Origin of the sequence: Agreia sp. Leaf283 (assembly GCF_001422485.1) — a bacterium.
Classification (GTDB): Bacteria; Actinomycetota; Actinomycetes; order Actinomycetales; family Microbacteriaceae; genus Agreia.
Genome location: NZ_LMNF01000002.1, coordinates 32,395 through 56,932 on the forward strand (window position 1 = coordinate 32,395; position 24,538 = coordinate 56,932).

The window sequence follows — 24,538 nt, forward strand, 5'->3', positions numbered from 1 at the left end:
AAACCGATGGCTGTCCTGCGCGAAGAAACGCACACAGAGGAAGCCGCGCGGGGCAGCCGGCGCCCAGCCGAGGGAGGCGCTTCGGCGCTTCCCCCGGCGGTTCCGAGCCCGCGCGCCCGGTCCCACTGGCCCAAGCGAGCAGAGCTCCTGCTGCTGATCGGCCCCGCCCTGCTGGTCTTCCTGGCCTTCGTCATCCTGCCCGTCGTCCTCGCCGCCTACTACGGCTTCTTCAGCTGGTCGGGCTACGGCGCGGCCACAGACTTCGTGGGTCTGCGCAACTACATCACCATCCTCACCGACCCGGCCTTCCTGGAGGCCCTCGGTCACAACGGGTTCATCGTGGTGATGTCGCTCGTGCTGCAGGGCCCCCTCGCCCTCGGCATCGCGCTTCTGCTCAACCGCAAGCTGCGCTTCCAATCGTTGATCCGGGTTCTGATCTTCGTGCCCTACGTCATCTCCGAGGTCGTCGTGGGCCTCGGCTGGAGCCTGATGCTCCAGTCCAACGGCGCTCTGAACGGCCTGCTCGAGAAGGTCGGACTCGGAGGCCTCGCCACCGACTGGCTCAGCGACCCGAGCGTGGCGATCTGGACCCTGCTCGTGATCATCACGTGGAAGTACGTCGGGTTCGCGGTCATCCTGTTCCTCGCCGGACTCCAGGGGATTCCCGACGAGATCACCGAGGCCGCGCGCATCGACGGGGCCAGCTACTGGCAGGTTCAGCGCTACATCGTTCTGCCGCTCATGGGACCGACCGTTCGCATCTGGGCGTTCCTGTCGATCATCGGCTCGCTGCAACTCTTCGACCTGGTCTGGATCGTCTGGGGTCAATACGTGGCCGGCACTGCGGGCACCTCGACCATGGCGACCTACATGGTGGCGAATGGTCGCAACTCGGGCAGCTACGGCTACGGCAACGCCGTGGCGGTCGTCATCTTCCTCATCTCCCTCGTCGTCGCGCTCCTCTACCAGCGCTTCATCCTGCGCCGCGATTCAGCGGTCACCACTACCGGAGGCGCACACTGATGGCCATCGCCGCACCCCTCGCATCCCGACCCCGCCGCAGGCGAGTGTCGGAACAGAGCAGGCGCTCCAGCCTGATCTCCTACCTCGTCGCCCTCGTGCTGGTCGGGCTGATGCTGGCGCCCGTGGCGTACATCATCCTCGGTGGGTTCCGCACGAACTCCGAGATCACGGTCGATCCCTCGGGATTCCCCCAGGCCTGGGCCTGGTCGAACTTCGGCGACGTCCTGGCCAGCGGGTCGTTCTGGACGCAGGTGCTCAACTCGACGGTCGCCGCTGTCTGCACCACCGTCTTCGTCGTCGTGCTGGGACTCATGGCCGCCTATGGTCTTTCGCGCTACGCGTTCCGCGGAAGGGCGGCCGTCTACGCGCTGTTCACGGCGGGGCTCATGTTCCCGCTCACGGTTGCGATCACACCGCTGTACATCCTGGTGCGCAACCTCGGCCTGACCAACTCCCTCGCCGGCGTCATCATCCCGCAGATCGCCTTCGCTCTGCCGCTCACGATCATAGTGCTGGTGCCTTTCCTCGCGGCCATTCCGAACGAGCTGCAGGAGGCCGCCGCGATCGATGGACTCGGCCGGCTCGGGTTCTTCTTCCGTATGGTCGTGCGACTGTCGCTTCCCGGTGTCATCACCGTCGGCATCCTGGCGTTCATCGCGAGCTGGAACGCCTACCTGCTGCCGCTGTTCATCCTGAACGGAGAGGCGTCGTACACCCTGCCGCTCGGAACGCAGGCCTTCGCCTCGCAGTACGCCGTCGACACCGCCAAGGTGCTCGCCTTCACGTCGTTGTCGATGATTCCGGCCCTCGTCTTCTTCAGCCTGTTCGAACGTCGCATCGTCGGCGGTCTCACCGGTGCGGTCAAGGGCTGAGCGCGTGAGTATCGGACAGGTGGAGATCGCCGCGGCGACTCCCGGGGCATCCTCCCGCGTGCTCGAGCTGCTCGCGCGCATGACTCTCGAGGAGAAACTGGCTCAACTGGTGGGTTTCTGGGTCGACCAGGGCGACGAGGTCGTGGCGCCCATGGCGGGCGAGATGGCCTCGTCGACGAGGTACGAGGATGCGACGGCGCACGGCCTCGGTCACCTCACGCGGGTCTACGGCACGCGGCCCGTCGACCCCGCGGAGCGCGCAGCATGGCTGTGGTCGGAGCAGCGCCGGCTGCAGACGGAGACCCGCCTCGGGATCCCCGCCCTTGTACACGAGGAGTGCCTCACCGGCCTCGCCGCCTGGAAGGCCGCGACGTTCCCGACACCGCTTGCCTGGGGTGCGGCTTTCGATCCGCAGCTGGTCGAACGCATGGGACACGCCATCGGCCGCTCCATGCGCGAGCTCGGTGTGCACCAGGGCCTCGCCCCGGTGCTCGACGTCATCCGCGACCCCCGATGGGGCCGGGTCGACGAGTGCATCGCCGAGGATCCCTACGTCGTCGGCACCATCGGCACCGCCTACGTGCGGGGCCTGCAGGATGCCGGGGTGCACGCGACCCTGAAGCATTTCGTCGGCTACTCGGCGTCTCAGGCGGGCCGCAACCACGCCCCGGTCCACGTCGGGCGTCGCGAGCTCGAGGACGTGCTGCTGCCTCCGTTCGAGATGGCCGTGCGCTCCGGCGCGGTGCGCAGCGTCATGAACTCCTACGCCGAGGTCGACGGTGTGCCGGTCGCCGCGACACCCGAGTACCTGACGGGCATCCTCCGCGACCGGTGGGGTTTCGACGGCGTCGTCGTCTCCGACTACTTCGCCGTCGCATTCCTCGAGACCATGCACGCCGTGGCCGCCGATCCAGGACAGGCGGCCCATCTCGCCCTCGAGGCGGGAATCGATGTCGAGCTTCCGAGCGGCGATGCCTATCTGGAGCCGCTCCTCGAACGGATTCGCGACGGACGCACCCCTGAGGAGTTCGTGGATCGAGCGGTTCTGCGTGTGCTCGCGCAGAAAGTGGATCTCGGCCTGCTCGATGCGACCTTCGACACTCCTCCCGCATCCATCGACCTCGACGACCCCGAGCACCGGGCGATCGCACGGGAACTCGCCGAGAAGTCGATCGTGCTCCTGTCGAACGACGGGATCCTGCCGCTCGCGACGCCGACGAGCGTCGCACTGATCGGCCCGAACTCCGACAGCGCCGAGGCGCTGATGGGCTGCTATTCGTTCGCGAACCACGTGCTCGCGCACCACCCGGGTACACCTCTCGGATTCGAGATCCCGAGCGTGGAGGAGGCGCTTCGATCGAGATATCCCGGCGCGCGTATCGACGTGGAGCACGGGTGCGCCGTGGAGGGCGACGATCGCACGGGAATCGCCGCAGCCGTCGAGTCCGCCCGGTCGAGTGACGTGGCCATCGTGGTCGTCGGCGATCGAGCCGGTCTCTTCGGCAGAGGAACCGTCGGTGAGGGCAATGACGTCGAGTCGCTCGACCTGCCCGGAGTGCAGCGTGACCTCGTCGAGGCGGTGATTGCGACGGGCACGCCCGTCGTCGTCATCGTTCTCTCGGGACGCCCTTACGCCATCGGCTGGGCGCTCGACGGACCGACGCCCGCCGCAGCCGTCGTGCAGTCGTTCTTTCCGGGGGAGGAGGGCGGCAACGCTCTCACCGCGATCCTGGCCGGCGACGCGGAACCGTCCGGTCGCCTGCCGGTCTCTCTTCCTCGCTCGGCCGGAGCCCAGCCCTACAGCTACCTGCACCCGATCCTCGGCGGACCGAACGAGGTGACCAGCTCGGACAGCACGCCGGTGAGACCGTTCGGGTTCGGGCTCGGGTACACGACGTTCGACCGCACAGACCTGCGCGTCGAGCCACGAGTGGCCACCGACGGAACCATCCGGGCGAGCGTGCGCATCAGCAACAGCGGACAGCGCCGGGGAAGCGACCTCGTGCAGCTCTACGGGCGCGACCTCGTGGCCAGCGTCACCCGCCCGGTGGCCCAGCTGCTCGGCTATGCCCGGGTGGAGCTCGAGCCCGGAGAGGTCGTCGTCGTCGCATTCGACGTTCCGACGGCTCGCCTCGCCTTCAGCAACCGCGACTTCGAGCGGGTGGTCGAGCCTGGCGACATCGAGCTCTGGGTCGGCGGCTCGTGCGCCGACAAACAGACCCGTGCCTCGGTCACTCTGACCGGGGTCGACCACAGCATCGGTTCGGAGCCGCCCGTGCTCACCGGCGTGACGGTGGAACGCGGCCGAGAGTGAGGGGGCGGGTCAGCCGTGCACGGCGAGGTGCTGGCTGACCCACAGGCTGTAGCTGTTCCACGGGTCGTCGACGCCGGCCCGCAGTTCGTCGATGTGCGCCAGCAACGCGTCGTGCACGGCGAACCATTCGCCGCCTCCCAGCCGGTGCTCTCCGAACTGCCCGTGCCTGCGGTGCTCGAGCGTGCGCGTGCCCCGCTCGAACGCGAGGAGTTCGTCGAAACTCAACTGGGCGAGGCGTGCTCGAGGATTGCCGGATGTGCCGATCTTGATGCGGTCGCCCGCCCGCAGGTAGTAGACGACGTCGACCCGGGTGGATGCGACACCGCCGTCGGGCAGGTCGCCCACCTTCCACTCGCACACGGCGCACAGCCAGCCCGAGGGGTAGCGCACGCCGAGCCTCGAGCCGCACGCCAGGCAGGGTGAGGGGAGGATGTCGGTGACTCCGACGTCGCGGGCCACCCAGTCGTAGGCGATGAGGTGGTGTCGGAGGCAGAGATCGAGCTCGGCGCCCTGCGCGACCGGCGCCGTGCATGCGCCCTGCGCATCCACACCACGGCATACCGCGACCCGTGCCGAGGTCTGCCGGGGCGATTCGGTGGGATTCATGACGTCACGGTATCGCGCACGACCGACATCCCCGCTAAGTTAGGGTTGCCTAACCAACTGTCGTCCGGTCCGTATCGCCGAGGAGAGTCATCCGATGAAGAGAGCGTCCACCGCCTACCTGCTGACGTGCGCCGTGCTGGGCGTCGCGGGAGGCCTGCTGCTCGCCCCCGCGAACTGGCTCTCGACCGCCCTGTACGCGACAGTGCCCTTCTTCTCGATCGCCATCGCCGGCCTGTGGCTGCTTCCGGCGATCATCGCGCTGCGCCTCATTCAGCGCCCGGGTGCCGGTCTTCTCGTGGGGATCATCTCGGGACTCGTACTCGCGCCCTTCTCCGGCTACGGATTCACGACGGTCGCCACGAACGTCTGGTGGGCGTTCTTCGCCGAGATCGGATTCCTCGTGGTCGGCTATCGTTTCTGGACCATCTGGCAGCACTACGCCGGGGCCGTCGTCGTGGGCATCGCCTACCCGATCCTCGCGCGCCAGTCGTTCGCGCTCGACACCTACCCGCTCGGGCTGCAGATCGTCTTCTTCATGCTGACGCTCGCGAGCTGCCTGGCGGCGACCGCCATCGGCATCGCCATCGCCGCGGCCCTCCGCCGAGCGGGAGTCGGGGCTGCAGCCCGCCGCCGACCTCGGGCGGTCGAGTCCCAGGCTGCCTAGGCGGGCTTCGCCGGACATGACTCGACGCCCACCCCCGGCTGCGGGATGGGCGTCGAATCAGGTGCTCGCGGGGGCGTGGTCGATCAGGCCAGCGTCGCCACGTCGATCACGAAGCGGTAGCGCACGTCGGAGGCGAGCACCCGCTCGTAGGCCTCGTTGATGTAGTCGGCCGAGACGAGCTCCGTCTCGGGCGCGATGCCGTGCTCGGCGCAGAAGTCGAGCATCTCCTGGGTCTCGCGGATGCTGCCGATGCCCGACCCGGCGAACGAGCGGCGGTTGCCGAACAGGCTGAAGACCTGCACGGGCAGGGGCTCGGGCGGGGCGCCCACGCTCACGAGGGTGCCGTCGAGCCGGAGCAGGGACAGGTATGCGTTGATGTCGATCTTGGCGCTCACCGAGTTGACGATCAGGTCGAAGGTGTTCGCGAGCTTCTCGAACGTGGCCGGGTCGCTCGTGGCGTAGTAGTGGTCGGCGCCGAGACGCAGGCCGTCCTCCTGCTTGCTGAGGCTCTGTGAGAGCACCGTGACCTCGGCGCCCATGGCGTGTGCGATCTTCACGGCCATGTGTCCGAGGCCGCCCATGCCGACGACGGCCACCTTCGAGTCCGGGCCGACCTTCCAGTGGGCGAGGGGCGAGTAGGTGGTGATGCCGGCGCACAGCAGCGGGGCGGCCTTCTCGAAGGGGATGGACTCCGGCACTCGGAGCACGAAGTCCTCGACGACGACGATGTGGGTCGAGTACCCACCCTGGGTGATGGTGCCGTCGCGGTCGACCGAGGCGTAGGTGCCGGTGTTGCCCTTCAGGCAGTACTGCTCCTCGCCGGCGAGGCAGTTCTCGCACTCGCGGCACGAGTTGACCATGCAGCCGACGCCGACGCGGTCGCCCACCTTGTGCAGGGTCACGTCGGAGCCCACCTCGGTGACGGTTCCCACGATCTCGTGCCCGACGACCTGCGGGTAGGCGACGTCGCCCCACTCGCCGCGCACCGTGTGGATGTCGGAGTGGCAGATCCCCGAGTAGGCGATCTCGATCAGGACGTCTTTCGCGCCGACGTCTCGGCGTTCGATGGTGGTTCGGGAGAGGGGCTCGGTGGCTGAGGTCGCGGCAAACGCGTTCACTGTAGGCATAGAGCGATTATCCCGCGTGGTTCCCGTGCAAAGTCCGGGTGCGCGGACTGTGATACGGACCTGCCGGTTCAGCCCTCGAAGCGCGCCAGCCAGGCAGTGAGGAGCGACTCGAGCTGCTCGACCTGGTCACGCGTGAGGCCGTCGAGCAGTTCGCGTTCGTTCTCCATGTGCTCGGTGAACACCTCGTCGATCAGGTGTCGACCTTCTTCGGTGAGCCCCACGACGCGCGAACGCCCGTCTCTCTCGCTCACGCGGCGCGCCACGAGCCCGGCGCGTTCGAGACGGTCGACCCGCTTCGTGACGGCTCCCGTGGTCACCATGGTGTGTGCGGCCAGTTCCCCCGGCACGCGTTCGAATGGATCGCCTGCCCGACGCAGGGCGGCGAGAACATCGAACTCGCCCTCTCCCAGTCCGTGACGGGCGTACACCTCCACGATCGACTCGGTCAGATGCATGCCCACGCGATGCAGCCTGCCGATGACGCCCTGGGGGCGCACATCGACATCAGGCCTCTCTCGCTCCCACTCCTGTTGGATTCGGGCGACGTGGTCGGGCTCGCTGGACGACTGATCTTCGCGCATACCGCCATATTACCTTCCGCGGAAGATATAATAGTTTCCATGGAAGCTATATGGAGCAGGCGTGCCGTTCACCGGCCTGGCACCTGGGCGCTGGTCACCGCGGTGGCGCCGATCGCCTGGGGCACGACCTACTTCGTCACCCGGGAGTATCTGCCGGAGGGGTATCCGCTGTATGGCGCGCTCATCCGGGCGCTCCCGGCGGGACTCCTGCTGCTGTCGATCGTGCGTCGCCGTCCGCACGGGTCGTGGTGGTGGAAGGCGGTCGTTCTCGGCACCTTGAACATGGGTGCCTTCTTCGTGCTGGTCTATCTGGCCGCCCAGCTGCTGCCCACCAGCGTCGCGTCGACCGTCATGGCCGCTGCTCCCGTGGTGATGATGCTGTTCGCCTGGGCTCTTCTCGACGCAAGGCCGCGCGTGGCGCAGGTGCTCGCGGCGGCCATCGGCATCCTGGGTGTGGCTCTGCTGCTCCTGGCCGGAACGCGCGCCGTCGACCCGGCCGGAGTGATCGCATCCGTTGCGGCTCTGGGGATGTCGTCTCTCGGCTACGTGCTCGCCCAGAGATGGAGCGCCGGCATCGACGCCGTCTCGCTGACCGCGTGGCAGCTCGTCGCCGCCGGCCTGATACTGGCGCCGGTCGCCGTCGCGGTCGAGGGCGCGCCGCCGGCGATGGATGTCACGACCGTGCTCGCGTACGGATACATCGCCATCGTGGGAACGGCCGTGGCCTTCGTGGCCTGGTTCACGGGACTGCGCCACCTCGGCGCCGGAACAGTCGGACTGATCGGTCTGCTGAATCCGGTCACGGGCGTGCTGCTCGGAACCCTCGTCGCGGGCGAGCTCCTGACCCCGCGGCAGCTGATCGGTGTGCTCATCGTGCTCGCCGCCGTGGTGCTCGGCCAACCCGGAATCTCTCGTGCACTCGTGCGTCTGCGTGCTTGGATGAGGGCATGACAGACATCATCCCCGCCGACTACGCCGAGCTGTTCGAGAACGCCAACTACGGCCACCTGGGAACGATCCGCCCCGACGACACCGTGCAGGTGAACCCGATGTGGTTCCTGCGCGACGGCGACACCCTGCGTTTCACCCACACGACGAAGAGGGCCAAGTTCAGGAACCTGCAGCACAATCCGTCGATGAGTCTCTCCGTGATCGACCCGGAGAATCCGTTCCGCTACCTCGAGGTGCGCGGACGGCTCATCGCCGTCGAGCCGGACCCCACCGGAGCGTTCTACGTCGTGCTCGGAAAGCGTTACGGCAACGCCGAACAGACGCCGCCGCCCGACTCCGCTGATCGCGTCGTTCTCGTGATGAGCATCGAGAAGAGCACGAAGCAGTAGCCGACCGTACGGCGCCGTTCAGCGGGGCTCAGTCGCGACCGTAGCGGGGGCGATCCTCACGCTTGGCCGAGTTGCCCGCGCGATCGGGCTTGAGCTCGATGAGCTTTCCGCTGATGCGCGTGTTCTGCAGGCGGTCGAGCACCTCGCCCGACAGGTCGGCCGGAAGTTCGACCAGCGAGAAGTCGGGCCTGATCTGGATGGCGCCGAAGTCGCCACGATTGAGCCCGCCCTCGTTCGCGATGGCGCCGACGATCTGGCGCGGTTCGACCTTCTGGCGCTTGCCCACCGCAATGCGGTAGGTGGTCTTCGGTCCCGAGCTGCGGGGCGCACGGTCGGGCCGGTCGCCGCGGTCGGGACGCTCCCACTTGTCTCCGTGGCTGCCGCGTTCGCCGCGGGCCGGTCGGTCGTCGCGGAACCGGTCCTGGCGATCCGACCGCTCGGGCCGTTCGCGGGAATCGCGTTCGAACCGCGGCGTGCGCACCGGCTCCGGATCGAGCAGCAGGGGGGTGTCACCCTGGGCGACGACGGCGAGCGCCGCGGCGACATCGGCCTCCGGAACGTCGTGGTGTTCCACATAGTGGCCGACGATGTCGCGGAACTGCTGGATCTGCTCCGGCTGGCTGAGAGCGGCGGTGATCGCGTCGTCGAAGCGGGTGAGTCGCGTGGCGTTCACATCGTCGACGCTCGGCAGCTTCATCTCGGTCAGCGGCTGCCTGGTCGCCTTCTCGATCGCGGTGAGCATGCGACGCTCGCGGGGGGTGACGAAGCTGATCGCGTCGCCCGTGCGGCCGGCTCGTCCGGTGCGGCCGATGCGGTGCACGTACGACTCGGTGTCGATGGGGATGTCGAAGTTGACGACGTGGCTGATGCGCTCCACGTCGAGACCGCGCGCGGCGACGTCGGTGGCCACGAGGATGTCGAGCTTGCCCGACTTGAGCTGGTTGACCGTGCGTTCGCGCTGGGCCTGCACGATATCGCCGTTGATCGCGGCAGCGGAGTATCCCCGCGCCCGCAGCTTCTCGGCGAGCGTCTCGGTCTCGTTCTTGGTGCGGGTGAAGACGATCATGCCCTCGAAGTTCTCGGTCTCGAGGATGCGGGTCAGCGCGTCGACCTTCTGCGGATACGACACGATGAGGTAGCGCTGGGTCGTGTTGACCGAGGTGGTGGTCTTGTTCTTGACCGTGATCTCTTCGGGATCGTGCAGGTACTTGGCCGAGATGCGTCGGATCTGCGACGGCATGGTGGCTGAGAACAACGCCACCTGCTTGTCGTCGGGGGTGTCGGCGAGGATCGTCTCGACGTCTTCGGCGAAGCCCATTTTGAGCATCTCGTCTGCCTCGTCGAGCACCAGGTACTTCAGCTGCGACAGGTCGAGCGTGCCCTTCTCGAGGTGATCCATGATGCGGCCGGGGGTGCCGACCACGATGTGCACACCGCGGCGCAGGGCCGAGAGCTGAACGCCGTATCCCTGGCCGCCGTAGACCGGAAGCACGTGCACGCCGCGCAGGTGAGAGGCGTACTTCTCGAAGGCCTCGCAGACCTGGAGGGCGAGTTCGCGGGTCGGAGCGAGCACCAGGGCCTGCGGCGTCTTCTGCGAGAGGTCGAGGCGGGAGAGGATCGGAAGAGCGAATGCGGCCGTCTTGCCCGTGCCTGTCTGGGCGAGGCCGACGACGTCGCGGCCGTCGAGGAGAAGGGGGATCGTTGCTGCCTGGATCGCGGACGGGGTCTCGTAGCCGACGTCTTTGAGCGCCTTGAGCACTGCGTCATCGAGGCCGAGATCGGAGAATGTCTGCTCGGCCTGAGCGGCGTCGGCCTCGGTCGGGCCGGAAATTGTAGAGGATGCCATCCCTCAACGGTAGTCCACGCCGTGGATGCGGGCGTCAGGTCGGGCGCTTGGCGCGCGGCAGGCCTTCGACGACCCGCTCGTAGGAGTTGACGATGAGGTCGGTGACGAGCTGAGGATCCGCGTCGGGACCGATCGTCACCGTCACCCAGTGACGCTTGTTCATGTGGTAGCCGGGCGTGATCCACGGATAGTCCCTGACCAGGGCCTCGGCGTGGGGAGGATCGGCCTTGAGGGTGACCGTCACGGGTTCTCCGTCGAGGTTCGTGATGGCGAAGACCTTGCCGACGACCTTGTACACGCTCGTCTCGGGGCCGAACGGGGTCTCGTTCCGCGTGGCCGGCAGGGCGTCGCAGACCGCGAAGACGTCATCTCTCGAGAACAGCTCTGCCATGATCCGAGCGTACAGTTGGCCTACTGCCCATGAACAGCTATCACCTGCCCCCGTCGAGGCCGGTCGCCAGGCCGGTCTCTGTTCGCGCGCGACTCGCGCGGCGCATCCTGGGCCTCACTGCGGGAGCAGCGGTGCTGGCGCTGGCCGCCCTCACCGCGATCGCACCGGCACCCCTGCCCGCACAGGAGGAGCCGGCTCTCGCGAACTCCGCCTCCGCGCGCCGGGCCGGTGAGCAGGTGCTCGACCTGCCGGAGGGAGTTGCGCAGGCATCCATCTCGCGCGACTCGTTCGCGACCGTGGCCGGCGTTCAGGGGCTGGCCGCCGGAAGCACGAACCGGGACTGGGCCGAACTCGTGCTGCTCCTCGGCGACTTTCCGCGCACCGACGACAACATCACCGTGATGCTGCGCTGGATGCGGCAGGAGAACGGCCCCGACGACTGGTGGAACCGCAACAACCCGCTCAACAACGGCTGGGGGTCCGGCGGCAACAGCGGGCTGGGAAGCTACGACACCCTCGTGATCGCCGCCGAGAACGCGGCAGAGGCCCTGCACTCGAACCCCGGCTACGCGAGCATCGTCGCCGGATTCTCGTCGTCGGCGCCGACGGCCCAGATCGAGCAGGCCATCTGGGCGTCGCCGTGGGCGACGAGCCACTACGCCAACGGCGCCCACTGGTCGTACGCGCCGGTGCCGATCATCGAGTCGCCGCCGGGAACCTGGACGGGCTAGACCGAGACCGACTCCATCGCTTCGGCGGTGAGCTCCACCGAACGAAGTCGCTCGGGCAGCTCGGGGGACTGGTGGGCCAGAATCAGCTCGTCGGCCTGCGCGTGGCGGGCGAAGTCCTCGAGGTAGTCGCGCACCTCTGTCGGGGTGCCGACCGCGGAATAGGTCATCATCGAGGCGATCTGGCGTCCGTTGGGGGTGGTGAGGAACTCGTCGATCTGCGCATCGCTGTAGTCGGGAGTGGCCGGACCGCGGGAGATCATTCCGCGAACGCGGGCTCGCCGGGTCGTGGCGGCCTGCTCCACCGCATCGTCGTGGTCGTCGGATGCGACCACGTTCACGCCCGCGATGACGTGGGGCTCCGCCAGCTGCGCCGAGGGCCGGAACCCGCCGCGGTATGCCGCCACGGCCTCGTGCAGCGCATCCGGTGCGAAATGCGACGCGAACGCGTAGGGCAGGCCGAGCTGCGCGGCGAGCTGGGCTCCGAACAGCGACGAGCCGAGGATGTAGAGGGGCACGATGCCGCCGGCCCGGGGCACGGCCTGCACACCGGGAATGCGCGAGTCTCCGCTGAGGAAGCCCTGGAGCTCGACCACGTCCTGCGGGAAGGAGTCGGCCGACATCGGGTCGCGCCGAAGTGCTCGCATCGTGTTCTGGTCGCTTCCGGGAGCGCGGCCGAGGCCCAGGTCGATGCGACCCGGGAACAGGGTCTCGAGGGTGCCGAACTGCTCGGCGATGGTGAGCGGCGAGTGGTTGGGCAGCATCACGCCGCCGGAGCCGAGGCGGATCGACGAGGTGTGCGCGGCCACGTAGCCGATCAGGACGCTCGTCGCCGACGAGGCGATGGTGGGCATGTTGTGATGCTCGGCGTACCAGACCCGTCGGTAGCCGGATCTCTCGGCCGCCTGCGCGAGCGCGACGCTGCCTTCGAAGCTCTCGCGGGCCGTCTGGCCCGGGGCGATGGGAGCGAGGTCGAGGATGGACAGCGGAATCGACATGGAGTGACAGCTTTCGTATCGGAGTGCGGACGGCGGATGCGAAGAGCGCCGTTCACCCTCTCAACGACTCTCAGCTCCCGGACATTCCGCGACCGACGAAGACGGCCACGAGGATGCCGATGAAGACGAGGTAGCCGAGCAGGGTGAGGTATCCGAGCACGAGGCCGATGATCGCCATGACCCGGCCCTGCTCGCCGGTTCTCCTGATCTGCGCGAGCGAGATATGACCCAGAATGATCGGCACCACGGCCAGGCCGAGAATGCTCGTGACCAGGCTCACGATCGACAGAACGTTGGTGCGGGGGTTCTCCGTGTAGGCATCCATGCGCGTCACGTTACCCCGATTGGTAACGAATCGGCATCGCCGCCGATCGCCTCCAGCGCGCCGATCGCGTCGGCTTCGAATGACCGCGACCCCCGTTCGAGGGACGTTTTGGGGTCGACATGCGTCGGATAGCTGTTACCGTTGACCCCGGTCCATTGACCCATCACCCCAAGACGCGCGTCCGCAGGCATTGCCGCGGGTTCGTACGGTGAAGCCGTGACGAAGCGCTCTCATGATGGCTTCTGCCCGCGCTGCATTCCAGCGTCGAGAGCGGTTACGACAACCCGTCTGCGAGCACAGAACACCTCTGGCGACCGCATTTAACAGCCGCCGGACGTGACGGAGATTCTTCACGTGACATCGACTATCCCGGCATTGAAGGCCGAAAACCTCTACAAGGCGTTCGGCCGCCGACCATCCGACATCGTCGACAGGCTCCGCGCCGGCAGCTCGAGGGCGGAGGTGTCCGCGCTCGGCACGGCCGCGGTGATCGACGCATCGTTCGACGTGCAGCCCGGCGAGATCTTCGTGGTCATGGGCCTCTCCGGCTCGGGCAAGTCGACGCTGATCCGCATGCTGAACGGTCTGCTCGACGCGACCAGCGGCAGCGTGACGATCGGCGGGTCCTCGATCACGGGCGTGCCCAAGGCCAGGCTTCGCGAGATCCGCCGCCAGCGGGTCTCCATGGTCTTCCAGCACTTCGCGCTGCTGCCGCACCGCTCCGTGGTCGACAACATCGCCTACGGCCTCGAGATCCAGGGTGTCGGCAAAGCCGAACGGATGCGACGGGCCCGCGACATGGTCGCCACGGTCGGGCTCGACGGCTGGGCCGATTCGCTTCCCGGCGAGCTGTCGGGCGGAATGCAGCAGCGCGTCGGCCTCGCCCGCGCCCTCGCGGCAGACACCGATGTCCTGCTGATGGACGAGGCGTTCTCGGCGCTCGACCCGCTGATCCGCCGGGAGATGCAGGAGCAGCTCATCGAGCTGCAGCAGAAGCTCGGAAAGACGATCGTCTTCATCACCCACGACCTCAACGAGGCCATGTTCCTCGGAGACAGGATCGCCGTGATGCGCGACGGCCGCATCGTGCAGATCGGCACCCCCGAGGAGATCCTCACCGACCCGGCGAACGACTACGTCGCCCAGTTCGTGCAGGATGTCGACCGCGCCCGCGTGCTCACCGCCGCCAGCGTGATGGAGCAGGCCCGTGCCGTGCTTCCGCTGTCGGCCGGCCCCCGGGCCGCGCTGCGCATCATGCGAGACCTGCAGACCTCCGCGGTGTTCGTGACCCGACGCGACCGCACTCTGGCCGGCGTCGTTCGCGACCGCGACGTGCTCCGTCAGGTGAAATCGAATCAGAACGACCTCGAGGGCATCCTCCGGCACGAGGCCACCATCGTGCCCTCCGACGCACACCTCGTCGACCTCGTCGAGCCGTCGGTCGGCAGCGACCTGCCGATCGCGGTGGTCGGCGACGACGGTCGACTTCTCGGCGTCATTCCCCGGGTCACGCTGCTCGCAGCGCTCGGCAACGTGTCGACGAACACGGCGGATGTTCCGGTCCAGCTTCCGCCCACGACGCTCACGCTCGAGGTCATCGCAGAGACCCTCCGCGAGTCGACGACGGAAGGAGCCGTACGATGACCGACTTCCGTCTCGACCTCGGAACCTGGGTAGCCGGTTTCATCTCCTTCGTCACCGACACCTTCGGCGGCGTCTTCGACGTCATTCGAGCGGTCTTCTTGGCCGCCTATGACGTGGTCGACCTGCTGCTCGCATCGCCGCCCTTCTGGGTGGTGATCGTCATCGCCGCGATTCTCGGCTATCTCGCCCGAGGATGGAAGTTCGCGCTCGGCACGGCAGTGGGCCTCCTTCTGATCGTGAGCGTCGACCAGTGGGAGAACGCCATGGACACCCTGGCGCTCGTGCTCGTCGCGAGCGTGCTGGCGGTCCTCGTGAGCATCCCGCTCGGGATCTGGGCGGCGACGTCGTCGATCGCGTCGCGGATCATCCGGCCCGTGCTCGACTTCATGCAGACGATGCCCGCCTTCGTGTACCTCATTCCGGCGCTCATCCTCTTCCGCGTTGGCGTCGTTCCCGGAATCGTCGCCACGGTCATCTTCGCCCTGGCTCCCGGGGTCAGGTTGACCGAGCTCGGCATCCGGGGCGTCGACAAGGAGATCGTCGAGGCCGGACAGGCCTTCGGCGCGTCGCGCTGGCGGATCCTCCGGCAGATCCAGCTCCCGCTGGCACGCCCCACGATCATGGCCGGTGTCAACCAGGTGATCATGCTGTCGCTCTCGATGGTCGTCATCGCCGGAATGGTCGGCGCCGGGGGACTCGGCGCCCAGGTCGTCGCCAGCCTGAACCGCATCGATGTGGCGCTCGGATTCGAGGCCGGCCTGTCGGTCGTGATCCTCGCGATCTACCTCGACCGCCTGACCGCCGCGCTCGGCACGGGCGAGACCGTGCTGGGCCGGATGCTCGGCGCCCGCGTCCTGCACCGCCGAGTGCCGACTGCAGAACCGAACCCGGAATCCGCATCACACAGTGATCCAGATCCCGTTGCCGCAACCGACGTGCCGAAGAACTCCGACCGGGTCCCCGCCTGACCGGCACACGGCCCCGCAGACCTTTTCACCCGACGGGCCGCCCCAGCCGGCAGCCCAGAACAGGAACACCAATGAAGAACAGCACTCGCCTTCTCTCCCTTCTCGCCCTCTCGACCGCGGGCGTGCTCGCGTTCGGCGGCTGCGCCGCCACCGAGGCGGAGGTCGTCGGAGACGGCAACGCCGACCAGAAGAAGCTGAACCTCGCCGTGTTCAACGGCTGGGACGAGGGCATCGCCGCGTCTGAACTCTGGAAGGCGATCCTCGACGAGAAGGGGTACGACGTCGAACTCGAGTACGCCGACGTCGCGCCCGTCTTCTCCGGCCTCTCGACCGGCGACTACGACCTCACGCTCGACGTCTGGCTGCCCGACACCCACGCGTCGTACCTCGACGAGTACGGCGACGACATCGTCGACATCGGCGCCTGGAACGAGGAGTCGAAGCTCACCATCGCCGTGAACGAGGACGCCCCCATCGACTCGCTCGCCGAGCTGGCCGACAATGCCGACCTGTTCGACAACCGCATCGTCGGCATCGAACCGGGCGCCGGCCTCACGAAGGCGACGACCGAACGGGTCATTCCGGGCTACGGCCTCGAGGACATGGAGTACGTCACGTCGTCGACCGCGGCCATGCTGACCGAACTCACGAGCGCCACCGACGCGGGCGAGAACATCGTCGTGACCCTGTGGGAGCCGCACTGGGCCTACACCGATCTGCCCATCAAGAACCTCGAAGACCCCGAGGGAACGCTCGACTCCGTCGAGAGCCTGCACGCGTTCGCCAAGACCGACTTCGAGAAGGACTTCCCGCAGGCCGCCGAGTGGATCGGCGACTACGAGATGGACCTGGAGCAGCTGTACTCGCTCGAGAAGGCCATGTTCGTCGACTACGACGGCCAGGACTTCGGCCCCGTCGTCGAGAAGTGGATCTCCGAGAACCGCGACTACGTGGACTCGCTGACCGCCGAATAGAAGAAACGAGCACATCGGGGCGGCGTCGGGGGCGTGACGCCGCCCCTCAAGCGCGGGTAGCCTGCCCCTATGGCGAGCGAAGCGGCACACATCACGGTTCCCGGACCCCATGGCGATCGAGAGGTGCGCATCTCTTCTCCGTCGCGTGTCCTCTGGCCCGAGGCGGGCATCACGAAGCTCGACCTCGCACGCTATCTCGTGACGGTGGGCGAGCCGTTCATCGAGGCCAACGGCGACCGGCCGGTGTCGCTGCAGCGATTCTCCGGAGGTATCGACGGCGAGCAGTTCTTCTCGAAGAACCCGCCGAAGGGGACTCCCGACTACGTGCGCAGCGAGATGGTCGTCTACCCGAGCGGCCGAACGCATCCGCAGCTCGTGCTCGACGAACCGGCCGCCGCCGTCTGGGCCGCGCAGATGAACACCATCGTGTTCCACCCGTGGGCCTCGCGCGCGGAACGCAGCGACTATCCCGACCAGCTGCGCATCGACCTCGACCCGCAGCCCGGCACCGACTTCGACGACGCCAAGCCCGTCGCCGTCGAGTTGCGCGCGGTCCTCGCCGAGGCCGGGTTGGATGCCTTCATCAAGACCTCGGGAAACCGCGGGCTGCACGTCTTCGCACCCATACGGCCGGAGTGGGAGTTCCTCGAGGTCAGGCACGCGGTGATCGCCGCGGCCCGCGAACTCGAACGCCGGATGCCTGAGGCCGTCACCACGCACTGGTGGAAGGAGGAGCGCGGCGAACGCATCTTCGTCGACTACAACCAGGCCAACCGCGACCGCACGATGGCCGGTGCCTACAGTCCGCGAGCGCTCGCCCACGCTCCCGTGTCGTGCCCGATCGAGTGGAGCGAGCTCGATCGTGCCGACCCGGCGGAGTTCACGATCCTCACCGTTCCGGAGCGACTGTCGACCACGGGCGACCCCTGGGCGGCGATGGGTGAGAAGCCCGCGTCGATCGACGTGCTTCTCGAGTGGTGGGCTCGAGACGTCGAGAACGGCCTCGGCGAGCTTCCCTTCCCCCCGGACTACCCGAAGATGCCGGGCGAGCCGCCGCGGGTGCAGCCGAGTCGGGCGAAGAAGCCGTCCTGATCCGGCTGTGACGCGCATCCTGCGTGTTTCGTCGGTGTAAAGAATGAGTAACGGTCCCGTACCCCCTCTTGGGGGCACGTTGCTGTCTCCCTAGGCTGGCGAAACCGGCCCGCAGCCGCGGGCCACATCATCAGGGGGACCCTTGCAGAAGAAACAACGACGTTCACGTTCCGCCCTCGCCGCGATCGGCGCCACCGCTCTCGCGGGGGCCATGGTCTGGGGTGGCGCGACATCCGCATCGGCCGTGGACCAGGACGCATTCGCCGATTCCGTCACCGTCGACGCGATCATGGAGCGGCTCGCCGACCTGCAGGCCATTGCGGATGCTCCGGGCAACGGTGGCAACAGGGCCGCCGGCAGTCCGGGGTACGAGGCGAGTGGCCAGTACGTCGAGGCCGTGCTCGCCGAGGCGGGCTACATCACCTCGCGACAGGTCTTCGAGGCCACGACCCAGACGATCCAGTCGCAGTCGGTCACGGTGGGTGGCGAGACCCTCACGCCGGAACAGGCCATTCCCATGGAGTACACGCCCGGCACCGCGCCCATCACCTTCGATGCGATCCTGCCCACCGTGAACACCGGCTGCACCGACGACGACTGGGCCGGAGTCGACGCGACAGACCGCATCGCCGTCGTCAGCCGCGGCGTGTGCTCGTTCACCGAGAAGTCCCTGGCCGCCGCCGCCGCGGGCGCTCGCGCCCTCCTCGTGTACAACTCGGAGCCGGGCCCGCTGAACGGTACTTTCGGCGAGGTCGTCGACGGCACCGTGCCGTCGTTCGGCATCGAGGCAGACCGAGGCGCCGCGCTCGTCACCGCGATCGGCGCGGGCGCCGTCTCGATCTCCGTCGCTCTCGAGCAGACGACCGAGACGATCTCGACGTTCAACGTGATCGCAGAGACCGCGACAGGGCGTGCCGACAACGTCGTGATGCTCGGCTCGCACCTCGACAGCGTGCCGGAGGGTCCGGGCATCAACGACAACGGAAGCGGCTCCGCGACCCTGCTCGAGGTCGCCGTGCAACTCGCCAAGCAGGGCGAGCTGAACAACAAGGTGCGCTTCGCCTGGTGGGGGGCCGAGGAGCTCGGTCTCGTCGGGTCCACGCACTACGTGGACGACCTGGTGGCGAATGACCCCGCCGCCCTCGATCGAATCGCCACCTACCTCAACTTCGACATGGTCGGCTCTCCGAACTACATCATCGGAACGTACGACGCCGACGAATCGAGTGTGGAGGCCGGCGCCGAGATCCCGCCGGGATCGATCGAGACCGAGGACGTGTTCGAGAACTACTTCACGTCGATCGGCCAGCCGTTCGTGGGCACCTCGTTCGACGGACGCAGCGACTACCAGGCGTTCATCGACAACGGCATCCCGGCCTCGGGCCTGTTCACCGGCGCCGACGACGTGAAGACCGAAGCGGAGGCGGCCCTGTTCGGCGGCATCGTCGGAGAGACCCACGACCAGAACTACCACCAGGCCGGCGACAACCTCGAGAACATCAACGAGGAGGCCCTCGGCATCATGTCGAAGGCCATCGCATTCGCCACGGCGTCGCTCGCGAACGACACCGTGCTGATCAACGGGGTGGCCGCGCCGAATCCGGTCGAGGTGGCTCCGGCCGCTCCGGCAGCGCCGGCACCCGCCGCGCCTCAGCCTGCTCTCGCCGCCACGGGTTCGGCCGAAGCGGTTCCGCTGCTCGCGGTCTCGTCGCTCACCCTGCTCGTCGGGGCCACGATGATCGGGCTCCGCGCCCGTCGTCGCTACTCGAGCACGGCCCCGAAGTCGTAGGCGACGGGGGTCTCGAGCTGGTCGAACGTGCACGAGCGTGCCTCGCGGTCGGGCCGCCAGCGGTCGAACTGCACCGTGTGGCGGAACCGCGATCCTTCCATCTGGTCGTAGCGCACCTCGGCGACGATGGTCGGCTCGAGGCGCACGAATGACACGTCCTTGCCCGAGGAGAAGCGGCTTCGTTCTCCTTCACCGGTGACGACGGCGCCCTCGGAGTCGCGCATCACGGCGGGCTCGAGCTCGGAGACGAGCTCGAGCCGTCGTGCTGCGGTGAACGCCGAGGCGCCGCCGACGCTTCGCAGCTCGCCCGAGTCGTCGTAGAGGCCGAGCAGCAGGGAACCGACGCCCTCGCCGCGCGTGTGCACGCGGTAGCCGATGACGACCACGTCGGCGGATCGGTGATGCTTCACCTTGAGCATCACGCGCTTGCCGGGGGAGTACGGCGCGGCGAGGGGCTTGGCGACCACTCCGTCGAGCCCGGCGCCTTCGAACTCCACGAGCCAGCGCCTGGCGGTGTCGGCGTCCTGCGTCAGCCGGCTCAGGTGAAGGGGAGCGACGGCCGAGCCGAGCAGCTCGGCCAGCGAACTCCGCCGCTCGGAGAACGGCTGCTCCATCAGAGAGCGACCGTCTCTCTCCAGCAGATCGAAGGCGATGAAGCTCACCGGTGTCTCCTGCGACAGGGTCTGGATGCGACTGGCGGCCGGGTGGATCCGTTGCGAGAGCGCGTCCCAGTCCAGCCGCTCACCGCCCGGGGCGCCGCGCCGCAGCACGATCTCCCCGTCGATGACGCACGCCCCCTCGAGCTGTGAGAGGAAGGCATCCACCAGCTCGGGAAAGTACCGGGTGAGAGGCTTCGACCCGCGACTCGTGATCTCGAGCGACTCCCCGTCGTACGAGACGATTCCGCGGAAGCCGTCCCACTTGGGCTCGTAGCCGAGCCCGCCGGCAACGCTGTCCTGGTCGGGAAGCTCGGGAACGGACTTCGCCAGCATGGGTGCGGGGCCGGGCACGGAAGAAGATGACATGAGCCGATCCTGCTCCGTCGGCGTCGCGACGCCAACCCCCTTGTCTCAGGCGACGGCAACCCCCTGACCGGATCTCCGCGTCTGTCTAGCATGGGGCCATGACGGAACACGATGGACCGGACGCGGCGCACCTGCGTCCCGAGCACCTGGACGACGCGACGGTCGAGGCACTGGGAAAGCTCTCGGAGGCGCTCGAGATCGTGGAGCAGGCCCGCGGCGAGCTGTATGCGTTTCATCGCCTCACAGGCATGGGCGACCTCGCCCTGGGTGAGGCCGTGGAGCTGCTCAGGGGCGCCGGGCACGACGAGATGGCCTCCCGCATCGACTCCGAGCTGGTCGGCCGGAATGTCATCGAGGGCCGCTGGACATTCCAGATCGTCGAAGACTATGACGACGGCTACTACGCGGCGTTCCGCGACGCCGAGGCATCAGCGCGGTCGGAACTGGCCGGCGGGCGCCGTCATCTCTTCGAGGCGGAGATGAAAGAGGATCGGCGCACCCGGGGCAGGCGTCACCACGAGGCGCTGCCGCCGGGCGACTGAGCTAGTTCTCGAGGTCTTCCTCGTCGGCCAGCGCGAAATCCTCGATCTCGTCGCCCTCGGCGGTGACGGATGCGTCGGCCGTGCCCTCATCGAGGGTTCCCGTGCCGTCGGGGTACCCGGCCGCGTCGGGGTACTCGTCGCCTTTGCCGGGGCGTGCTGCGGAATCGTCGTGTGACATCGATGCTCTCCTTCGTCTGCATGATCAGGATGACACGGCGGGCTCGTCGACGACAGGCCGACTTCGCCCGGCTGTGCACGGGGTGCACAGGGGTTTAACCGTGAAATCTCAGGAGTACTGCGCATACTTGCCGCTTCGCCCGCGCGCTGATACAGGCCCGGGCGCACCCGACACCGATTCGTCACGCCACGAGACCTCGCCCCGCTTACCCGGTTGCGTCCCACGGTCTCGTCCCCTCCGGACAGACAGAGCACCACGGGGAAAGCGAGCGCCCTGGCACGGCCGCGCCCGCATTCGGCATGCCGGTCGAAGATCCATTGGACGACATGCACCACGCTTCAGACACCGCCTCCACCCCGACCGCAGCAACCCGATCCGCTGCCACCCGACGCGAGCTGGCGAACGTCCGCCGCAGAACCGCCCGCAAGCGATATCTCGCCGCTACTGCCATCGTGGCCGTCGCGGGAACGCTGGTCGGCACCGGGTTCGTCGTGCAGGCGAATTCGGCGGCCGAGGAGAGGGTTGCGGCGACGGCCCGACTCGCCAGCGGAACAGGCCTGGAACGCGATCAGCTGAGCGTCTACGAGGTCATCGCGAAGGCCCAGGCGAACGAGAAGGCGCAGAGCACCATCGACGACGCGAACCAGGTGATCGCGGCCGTGCAGAACAAGGTCGACACGACTCCGCTCTCGACGACGGTGGCCTCGCTCGCTGCGTACCAGTCCCTCGACCGGGACACCGTCCTGTCGCTGGTGAAGCAGGCCTCCGACGCGAAGGCCAGCGTGCAGGCCGCGGCGAGCGAAGCGGATCAGGCTGCGGCCGCTGCCGCGGCGGCCGCAGAGGCTGCCGCCGCCGAGGCCCTGGCGGCCGGCAACACGGTCGCCGGCGCGAAGGCGACGGCCCAGTCCCTCGGAGCCTCGAAGTACGGCTGGGGCGACGACCAGTTCTCGTGCCTGGTCTCGCTCTGGCAGAAGGAGTCGGGCTGGAACTACCAGGCCGAGAACGCATCGAGCGGGGCGGCCGGAATTCCGCAGGCGTTGCCGGGAAGCAAGATGGCCTCGGCCGGTTCCGACTGGGAGACGAACGCGACCACCCAGGTGACCTGGGGACTCGACTACATCAAGCGCGGCTACGGCACCCCCTGCGCCGCCTGGTCGCACTCCCAGTCGGTGAACTGGTACTGATTTCCGCGCATCGCAACCCGTAGGTTGCCTTAGACTGACGGCACCGCCCGCCGCCCACGTCGAAGGAGCCCCGAATGGCGCACGATCTCGAACACCTACGGCAGGTCTGCTCGGCTCTCGGCGAGGCGACCCGGTGGCAGATCCTCGGTCGGGTCGCGGGTGCCGAGCTCTCGGCCTCCGCCCTCGCGGAAACAGTTCCCGTCAGCAGGCAGGCCATCGCCAAACACCTCGCGGCACTCGACGCCGCCGGCCTGGTCTCGTCCAAGCGTGTGGGGCGTGAGCTGCGCTACTCGGCCCGTCCCGATGTGCTGAGCGAGGCATCCCGGCATCTCGGAGAGATCGCCGCGGCCTGGTCGCAGCGAACCCCGGATGCGCCGTGACGACGTCTTCCCGAGCCGCGCGTTCGCGTCTCGCAGCGCTGGGCGGCGCTCTCTCGCTGCTCGCGTTGCTCGCTGCGCCGTTCGGCTCCACCGCGACCGCGCTCGAGCTGCCGTCGGGCACCATCGTCGAGACGGCCGAGGCCGCCGTGCCCGCCGAGACAGGAGACGATGTGATCACCGCCCCGATGCGCACAGACGGCTCGAACATCATCGACAGCACCGGAGACGTCGTGGTGATCCGCTCCGTCGCCTGGTTCGGCATGGAGACCTCGAACTGCGCCCCGCACGGACTCTGGTCGATCTCCCTCGATGCCGGCATGGCGCAGATCGCCGCCATGGGCTTCAACACCGTCAGGCTCCCGTTCTCCACCGAGTGCCTCGCCGCGACGACGGCGACGTCGATCAACGAACAGCTCAACCCCGATCTCGTGGGGCTCGCGCCGCTCGAGGTCATGGACCGGGTGATCCAGAGCGCGGCCGATCACGGTGTGGCGGTGATGCTCGACAGGCATCGGCCCGACTCCGGTGCGCAGTCCGCGCTCTGGTACACGCCGCAGTACAGCGAGCAGCGCTGGATCGACGACTGGACTTCCCTGGCAGAACGCTATCGCCACGTTCCGAGTGTGATCGCGGTCGACCTGCACAACGAGCCGCACGGTTCCGCCTGCTGGGGCTGCGGCGACCCCGCCACCGACTGGCAGGCGGCAGCCACCCGGGCGGGCAATGCCGTGCTCGCGGTCAATCCCGGCCTGCTCATCGTCGTCGAGGGCGTCGAGACGTCCTCCGACGGCTCGAGCACCTGGTGGGGCGGCGGGCTGGCCGACGTCGCCGGGGCGCCGGTGATTCTGGATGTCGGTGATCGCGTCGTGTACTCGCCGCACGATTATCCGGCGAGCGTCTTCCGGCAGACGTGGTTCGATGCCGCCGGCTATCCGGCGAACCTCGATGAGGTGTGGACGACGAACTGGGGCTACATCGCGCAGCGCGGCATCGCCCCCGTTCTCGTCGGCGAGTTCGGCACGAAGCTCGAGACGACGTCCGATTCCGACTGGCTCGCCGGGCTGGTCGACTACATCGACTCGAACGACCTGAGTTTCTCGTACTGGTCGTTCAACCCGAACAGCGGAGACACGGGCGGACTCGTGCAGGACGACTGGGTGACGCCGCAGGCCTCCAAGCTCGCCGCCTTGGCACCCCTCCTGCCGAATGCATCGGCGCTGCCCTCCACCCCGCCGACGCCGTCCACCCCGCCGTCGCCCTCGATCGCACCGTCTCCCTCCACCCCGCCAGCGCCCGCGCCCCCGAAGCCGCTGCCTGGATCGGGCTCGAACACCCTGACCGCCGATCTGACCGTGCAGAGCCAGTGGGCCGACGGCTATGTGGCCGACGTGGTGCTCCGCTCGTCGACGACGGCGGGCGCATGGACGATCAGCTGGAGCGATCCGTCAGCGGCAGGCATCGAGAACGCTTGGGGCATGTCGTGCGTCGTCGGCGACGGCCGCGTGACCTGCTCCGGCGTCGACTGGGCAGTGCCTGTCGGTGCCTCTTCCGATGTGCGCGTCGGAGTGCATGTCAGGGCCCATGGCGCCCCGGCCCTGCCCATCGCCGTCGACGTGCGGAGCTCGTAGGCCCGCGTCCCGAAGATAGGCAATTCGCCCGATGCCCGTGCCCCTCCTTAGAGAGGAATCTCGAGTCATAGAGAGATTCCGATCGACGAGGAGCAGCACCGTGAACATCAGCGACTATTCGTACTACCGCCTGTACCGCGAGGCCGAGGCTCGCATGGAGAGAGAGCTCGAGGCGCGGCGCATCTCGCTCGAGCGTGCCCAACCACGCGAGGCACGCCGACCCCTGCAGCGGATGGCGGCGTGGATCGCCGCGCGGTTCGAGCGGGCCCCGCGGCACATCGCACGCCGGGCAGGATCGCACTCCTGAGGCCTCCGGTCG

Annotated in this window: 26 protein-coding genes; 17 read left to right on the forward strand and 9 right to left on the reverse strand. The window is 68.1% G+C overall.

Annotated features, from left to right (window positions below):
- Window positions 1–6 precede the first annotated feature (6 nt).
- The 3 genes from ASF51_RS09055 to ASF51_RS09065 all read left to right on the forward strand — a co-directional run bounded on the left by ASF51_RS09055 (window position 7) and on the right by ASF51_RS09065 (window position 4,209).
- Entirely contained in the window at window positions 7–1,023 is a 1,017-nt protein-coding gene (locus ASF51_RS09055; protein WP_082479709.1) for a carbohydrate ABC transporter permease, read from the forward strand.
- The gene (locus ASF51_RS09060) at window positions 1,023–1,895 is read left to right on the forward strand and encodes a carbohydrate ABC transporter permease (RefSeq protein ID WP_055928290.1); all 873 of its coding nucleotides are present in this window, start codon (window positions 1,023–1,025) and stop codon (window positions 1,893–1,895) included. Before ASF51_RS09055 ends, ASF51_RS09060 begins: the two co-directional genes overlap by 1 nt.
- A 79-nt stretch (window positions 1,896–1,974) precedes the next feature.
- Window positions 1,975–4,209, forward strand: coding sequence for a glycoside hydrolase family 3 N-terminal domain-containing protein (locus ASF51_RS09065; protein ID WP_082479888.1), 2,235 nt, complete (start codon window positions 1,975–1,977; stop codon window positions 4,207–4,209).
- A 9-nt stretch (window positions 4,210–4,218) separates the two neighbouring features.
- Here ASF51_RS09065 and ASF51_RS09070 read toward each other — a convergent pair whose 3' ends face one another.
- Entirely contained in the window at window positions 4,219–4,815 is a 597-nt protein-coding gene (locus ASF51_RS09070) for a GIY-YIG nuclease family protein (RefSeq protein ID WP_235497203.1), read from the reverse strand.
- Between the two features lie 94 nt (window positions 4,816–4,909).
- Between ASF51_RS09070 and ASF51_RS09075 the strand changes: the two genes are divergently transcribed.
- Window positions 4,910–5,479, forward strand: coding sequence for an ECF transporter S component (locus tag ASF51_RS09075; protein WP_055928299.1), 570 nt, complete (start codon window positions 4,910–4,912; stop codon window positions 5,477–5,479).
- An 83-nt stretch (window positions 5,480–5,562) separates the two neighbouring features.
- Here ASF51_RS09075 and ASF51_RS09080 read toward each other — a convergent pair whose 3' ends face one another.
- A complete protein-coding gene (locus ASF51_RS09080) occupies window positions 5,563–6,606 on the reverse strand; it encodes an NAD(P)-dependent alcohol dehydrogenase (protein ID WP_055928302.1) in 1,044 nt (347 codons plus the stop codon).
- Between the two features lie 68 nt (window positions 6,607–6,674).
- On the reverse strand, window positions 6,675–7,187 hold the full coding sequence (locus ASF51_RS09085) for a MarR family winged helix-turn-helix transcriptional regulator (protein ID WP_055928305.1): 513 nt from the start codon (window positions 7,185–7,187) through the stop codon (window positions 6,675–6,677).
- 39 nt (window positions 7,188–7,226) lie between these two features.
- Between ASF51_RS09085 and ASF51_RS09090 the strand changes: the two genes are divergently transcribed.
- Together ASF51_RS09090 and ASF51_RS09095 are read left to right on the forward strand one after the other, a co-directional pair.
- Window positions 7,227–8,138: an EamA family transporter gene (locus tag ASF51_RS09090; protein WP_055928308.1), complete on the forward strand. Its 912-nt coding sequence runs from the start codon at window positions 7,227–7,229 to the stop codon at window positions 8,136–8,138.
- Window positions 8,135–8,527 carry a PPOX class F420-dependent oxidoreductase gene (locus tag ASF51_RS09095; protein ID WP_055928310.1) on the forward strand — a complete coding sequence of 131 codons (393 nt, stop codon included), beginning with the start codon at window positions 8,135–8,137 and terminating at the stop codon, window positions 8,525–8,527. The genes ASF51_RS09090 and ASF51_RS09095 overlap by 4 nt, the downstream gene beginning before the upstream one ends.
- Before the next feature lie 28 nt (window positions 8,528–8,555).
- Here ASF51_RS09095 and ASF51_RS09100 read toward each other — a convergent pair whose 3' ends face one another.
- The gene (locus tag ASF51_RS09100; protein WP_055928312.1) at window positions 8,556–10,373 is read right to left on the reverse strand and encodes a DEAD/DEAH box helicase; all 1,818 of its coding nucleotides are present in this window, start codon (window positions 10,371–10,373) and stop codon (window positions 8,556–8,558) included.
- 34 nt (window positions 10,374–10,407) lie between these two features.
- Window positions 10,408–10,764 (reverse strand): MmcQ/YjbR family DNA-binding protein, encoded by a 357-nt coding sequence (locus tag ASF51_RS09105; protein ID WP_082479710.1) that lies wholly within the window; start codon window positions 10,762–10,764, stop codon window positions 10,408–10,410.
- 29 nt (window positions 10,765–10,793) lie between these two features.
- Here ASF51_RS09105 and ASF51_RS09110 point away from each other — a divergent pair, with 29 nt between their 5' ends.
- Window positions 10,794–11,495, forward strand: a complete 702-nt coding sequence (locus ASF51_RS09110) for a hypothetical protein (RefSeq protein WP_055928315.1) — start codon at window positions 10,794–10,796, stop codon at window positions 11,493–11,495.
- Here ASF51_RS09110 and ASF51_RS09115 read toward each other — a convergent pair.
- Window positions 11,492–12,490: an LLM class flavin-dependent oxidoreductase gene (locus ASF51_RS09115; RefSeq protein WP_055928318.1), complete on the reverse strand. Its 999-nt coding sequence runs from the start codon at window positions 12,488–12,490 to the stop codon at window positions 11,492–11,494. The genes ASF51_RS09110 and ASF51_RS09115 overlap by 4 nt on opposite strands.
- 70 nt (window positions 12,491–12,560) lie before the next feature.
- Window positions 12,561–12,815 (reverse strand): DUF4190 domain-containing protein, encoded by a 255-nt coding sequence (locus ASF51_RS09120; protein ID WP_055928321.1) that lies wholly within the window; start codon window positions 12,813–12,815, stop codon window positions 12,561–12,563.
- Between the two features lie 354 nt (window positions 12,816–13,169).
- On the opposite strand from ASF51_RS09120, the gene ASF51_RS09130 reads away from it, so the two are divergent.
- The 5 genes from ASF51_RS09130 to ASF51_RS09150 all read left to right on the forward strand — a co-directional run bounded on the left by ASF51_RS09130 (window position 13,170) and on the right by ASF51_RS09150 (window position 19,282).
- A complete protein-coding gene (locus ASF51_RS09130) occupies window positions 13,170–14,459 on the forward strand; it encodes a glycine betaine/L-proline ABC transporter ATP-binding protein (RefSeq protein WP_082479890.1) in 1,290 nt (429 codons plus the stop codon).
- Window positions 14,456–15,427, forward strand: a complete 972-nt coding sequence (locus ASF51_RS09135; RefSeq protein ID WP_055928328.1) for a proline/glycine betaine ABC transporter permease — start codon at window positions 14,456–14,458, stop codon at window positions 15,425–15,427. The genes ASF51_RS09130 and ASF51_RS09135 overlap by 4 nt, the downstream gene beginning before the upstream one ends.
- 71 nt (window positions 15,428–15,498) lie before the next feature.
- The gene (locus ASF51_RS09140) at window positions 15,499–16,401 is read left to right on the forward strand and encodes a glycine betaine ABC transporter substrate-binding protein (RefSeq protein ID WP_055928331.1); all 903 of its coding nucleotides are present in this window, start codon (window positions 15,499–15,501) and stop codon (window positions 16,399–16,401) included.
- Window positions 16,402–16,470: 69 nt separating this feature from the next.
- The gene (gene ligD, locus ASF51_RS09145; RefSeq protein ID WP_082479711.1) at window positions 16,471–17,493 is read left to right on the forward strand and encodes a non-homologous end-joining DNA ligase; all 1,023 of its coding nucleotides are present in this window, start codon (window positions 16,471–16,473) and stop codon (window positions 17,491–17,493) included.
- Between the two features lie 142 nt (window positions 17,494–17,635).
- Window positions 17,636–19,282 (forward strand): M20/M25/M40 family metallo-hydrolase, encoded by a 1,647-nt coding sequence (locus ASF51_RS09150; protein ID WP_157412095.1) that lies wholly within the window; start codon window positions 17,636–17,638, stop codon window positions 19,280–19,282.
- Here ASF51_RS09150 and ASF51_RS09155 read toward each other — a convergent pair.
- Window positions 19,255–20,307, reverse strand: a complete 1,053-nt coding sequence (locus tag ASF51_RS09155) for an ATP-dependent DNA ligase (protein ID WP_055928340.1) — start codon at window positions 20,305–20,307, stop codon at window positions 19,255–19,257. The genes ASF51_RS09150 and ASF51_RS09155 overlap by 28 nt on opposite strands.
- Window positions 20,308–20,405: 98 nt before the next feature.
- Here ASF51_RS09155 and ASF51_RS09160 point away from each other — a divergent pair, with 98 nt between their 5' ends.
- Window positions 20,406–20,849 (forward strand): hypothetical protein, encoded by a 444-nt coding sequence (locus ASF51_RS09160; protein WP_055928344.1) that lies wholly within the window; start codon window positions 20,406–20,408, stop codon window positions 20,847–20,849.
- A 1-nt stretch (window position 20,850) separates the two neighbouring features.
- On the opposite strand, the gene ASF51_RS19065 is transcribed toward ASF51_RS09160, so the two are convergent.
- Window positions 20,851–21,027: a hypothetical protein gene (locus ASF51_RS19065; RefSeq protein ID WP_157412096.1), complete on the reverse strand. Its 177-nt coding sequence runs from the start codon at window positions 21,025–21,027 to the stop codon at window positions 20,851–20,853.
- Window positions 21,028–21,353: 326 nt separating this feature from the next.
- Between ASF51_RS19065 and ASF51_RS09165 the strand changes: the two genes are divergently transcribed.
- The 4 genes from ASF51_RS09165 to ASF51_RS09180 all read left to right on the forward strand — a co-directional run bounded on the left by ASF51_RS09165 (window position 21,354) and on the right by ASF51_RS09180 (window position 24,526).
- Window positions 21,354–22,211, forward strand: a complete 858-nt coding sequence (locus tag ASF51_RS09165; protein WP_082479894.1) for a hypothetical protein — start codon at window positions 21,354–21,356, stop codon at window positions 22,209–22,211.
- A 74-nt stretch (window positions 22,212–22,285) separates the two neighbouring features.
- Window positions 22,286–22,591: a helix-turn-helix transcriptional regulator gene (locus tag ASF51_RS09170; protein ID WP_055928350.1), complete on the forward strand. Its 306-nt coding sequence runs from the start codon at window positions 22,286–22,288 to the stop codon at window positions 22,589–22,591.
- Window positions 22,588–24,219, forward strand: a complete 1,632-nt coding sequence (locus ASF51_RS09175; protein WP_055928353.1) for a cellulase family glycosylhydrolase — start codon at window positions 22,588–22,590, stop codon at window positions 24,217–24,219. Before ASF51_RS09170 ends, ASF51_RS09175 begins: the two co-directional genes overlap by 4 nt.
- Window positions 24,220–24,319: 100 nt before the next feature.
- Window positions 24,320–24,526, forward strand: coding sequence for a hypothetical protein (locus ASF51_RS09180; RefSeq protein WP_055928355.1), 207 nt, complete (start codon window positions 24,320–24,322; stop codon window positions 24,524–24,526).
- The last annotated feature ends 12 nt before the right edge of the window (window positions 24,527–24,538 follow it).

What these genes read in the sequence shown, in the direction of transcription:
- ASF51_RS09055 (WP_082479709.1), top strand. Translation starts at nt 7, where the DNA reads ATGGCTGTCCTGCGCGAAGAAACGCACACAGAGGAAGCCGCGCGGGGC.
- ASF51_RS09060 (WP_055928290.1), top strand. Translation starts at nt 1,023, where the DNA reads ATGGCCATCGCCGCACCCCTCGCATCCCGACCCCGCCGCAGGCGAGTG.
- ASF51_RS09065 (WP_082479888.1), top strand. Translation starts at nt 1,975, where the DNA reads ATGACTCTCGAGGAGAAACTGGCTCAACTGGTGGGTTTCTGGGTCGAC.
- ASF51_RS09070 (WP_235497203.1), bottom strand. Translation starts at nt 4,815, where the DNA reads ATGAATCCCACCGAATCGCCCCGGCAGACCTCGGCACGGGTCGCGGTA.
- ASF51_RS09075 (WP_055928299.1), top strand. Translation starts at nt 4,910, where the DNA reads ATGAAGAGAGCGTCCACCGCCTACCTGCTGACGTGCGCCGTGCTGGGC.
- ASF51_RS09080 (WP_055928302.1), bottom strand. Translation starts at nt 6,606, where the DNA reads ATGCCTACAGTGAACGCGTTTGCCGCGACCTCAGCCACCGAGCCCCTC.
- ASF51_RS09085 (WP_055928305.1), bottom strand. Translation starts at nt 7,187, where the DNA reads ATGCGCGAAGATCAGTCGTCCAGCGAGCCCGACCACGTCGCCCGAATC.
- ASF51_RS09090 (WP_055928308.1), top strand. Translation starts at nt 7,227, where the DNA reads ATGGAAGCTATATGGAGCAGGCGTGCCGTTCACCGGCCTGGCACCTGG.
- ASF51_RS09095 (WP_055928310.1), top strand. Translation starts at nt 8,135, where the DNA reads ATGACAGACATCATCCCCGCCGACTACGCCGAGCTGTTCGAGAACGCC.
- ASF51_RS09100 (WP_055928312.1), bottom strand. Translation starts at nt 10,373, where the DNA reads ATGGCATCCTCTACAATTTCCGGCCCGACCGAGGCCGACGCCGCTCAG.
- ASF51_RS09105 (WP_082479710.1), bottom strand. Translation starts at nt 10,764, where the DNA reads ATGGCAGAGCTGTTCTCGAGAGATGACGTCTTCGCGGTCTGCGACGCC.
- ASF51_RS09110 (WP_055928315.1), top strand. Translation starts at nt 10,794, where the DNA reads ATGAACAGCTATCACCTGCCCCCGTCGAGGCCGGTCGCCAGGCCGGTC.
- ASF51_RS09115 (WP_055928318.1), bottom strand. Translation starts at nt 12,490, where the DNA reads ATGTCGATTCCGCTGTCCATCCTCGACCTCGCTCCCATCGCCCCGGGC.
- ASF51_RS09120 (WP_055928321.1), bottom strand. Translation starts at nt 12,815, where the DNA reads ATGGATGCCTACACGGAGAACCCCCGCACCAACGTTCTGTCGATCGTG.
- ASF51_RS09135 (WP_055928328.1), top strand. Translation starts at nt 14,456, where the DNA reads ATGACCGACTTCCGTCTCGACCTCGGAACCTGGGTAGCCGGTTTCATC.
- ASF51_RS09140 (WP_055928331.1), top strand. Translation starts at nt 15,499, where the DNA reads ATGAAGAACAGCACTCGCCTTCTCTCCCTTCTCGCCCTCTCGACCGCG.
- ligD (WP_082479711.1), top strand. Translation starts at nt 16,471, where the DNA reads ATGGCGAGCGAAGCGGCACACATCACGGTTCCCGGACCCCATGGCGAT.
- ASF51_RS09155 (WP_055928340.1), bottom strand. Translation starts at nt 20,307, where the DNA reads ATGTCATCTTCTTCCGTGCCCGGCCCCGCACCCATGCTGGCGAAGTCC.
- ASF51_RS09160 (WP_055928344.1), top strand. Translation starts at nt 20,406, where the DNA reads ATGACGGAACACGATGGACCGGACGCGGCGCACCTGCGTCCCGAGCAC.
- ASF51_RS19065 (WP_157412096.1), bottom strand. Translation starts at nt 21,027, where the DNA reads ATGTCACACGACGATTCCGCAGCACGCCCCGGCAAAGGCGACGAGTAC.
- ASF51_RS09165 (WP_082479894.1), top strand. Translation starts at nt 21,354, where the DNA reads ATGCACCACGCTTCAGACACCGCCTCCACCCCGACCGCAGCAACCCGA.
- ASF51_RS09170 (WP_055928350.1), top strand. Translation starts at nt 22,286, where the DNA reads ATGGCGCACGATCTCGAACACCTACGGCAGGTCTGCTCGGCTCTCGGC.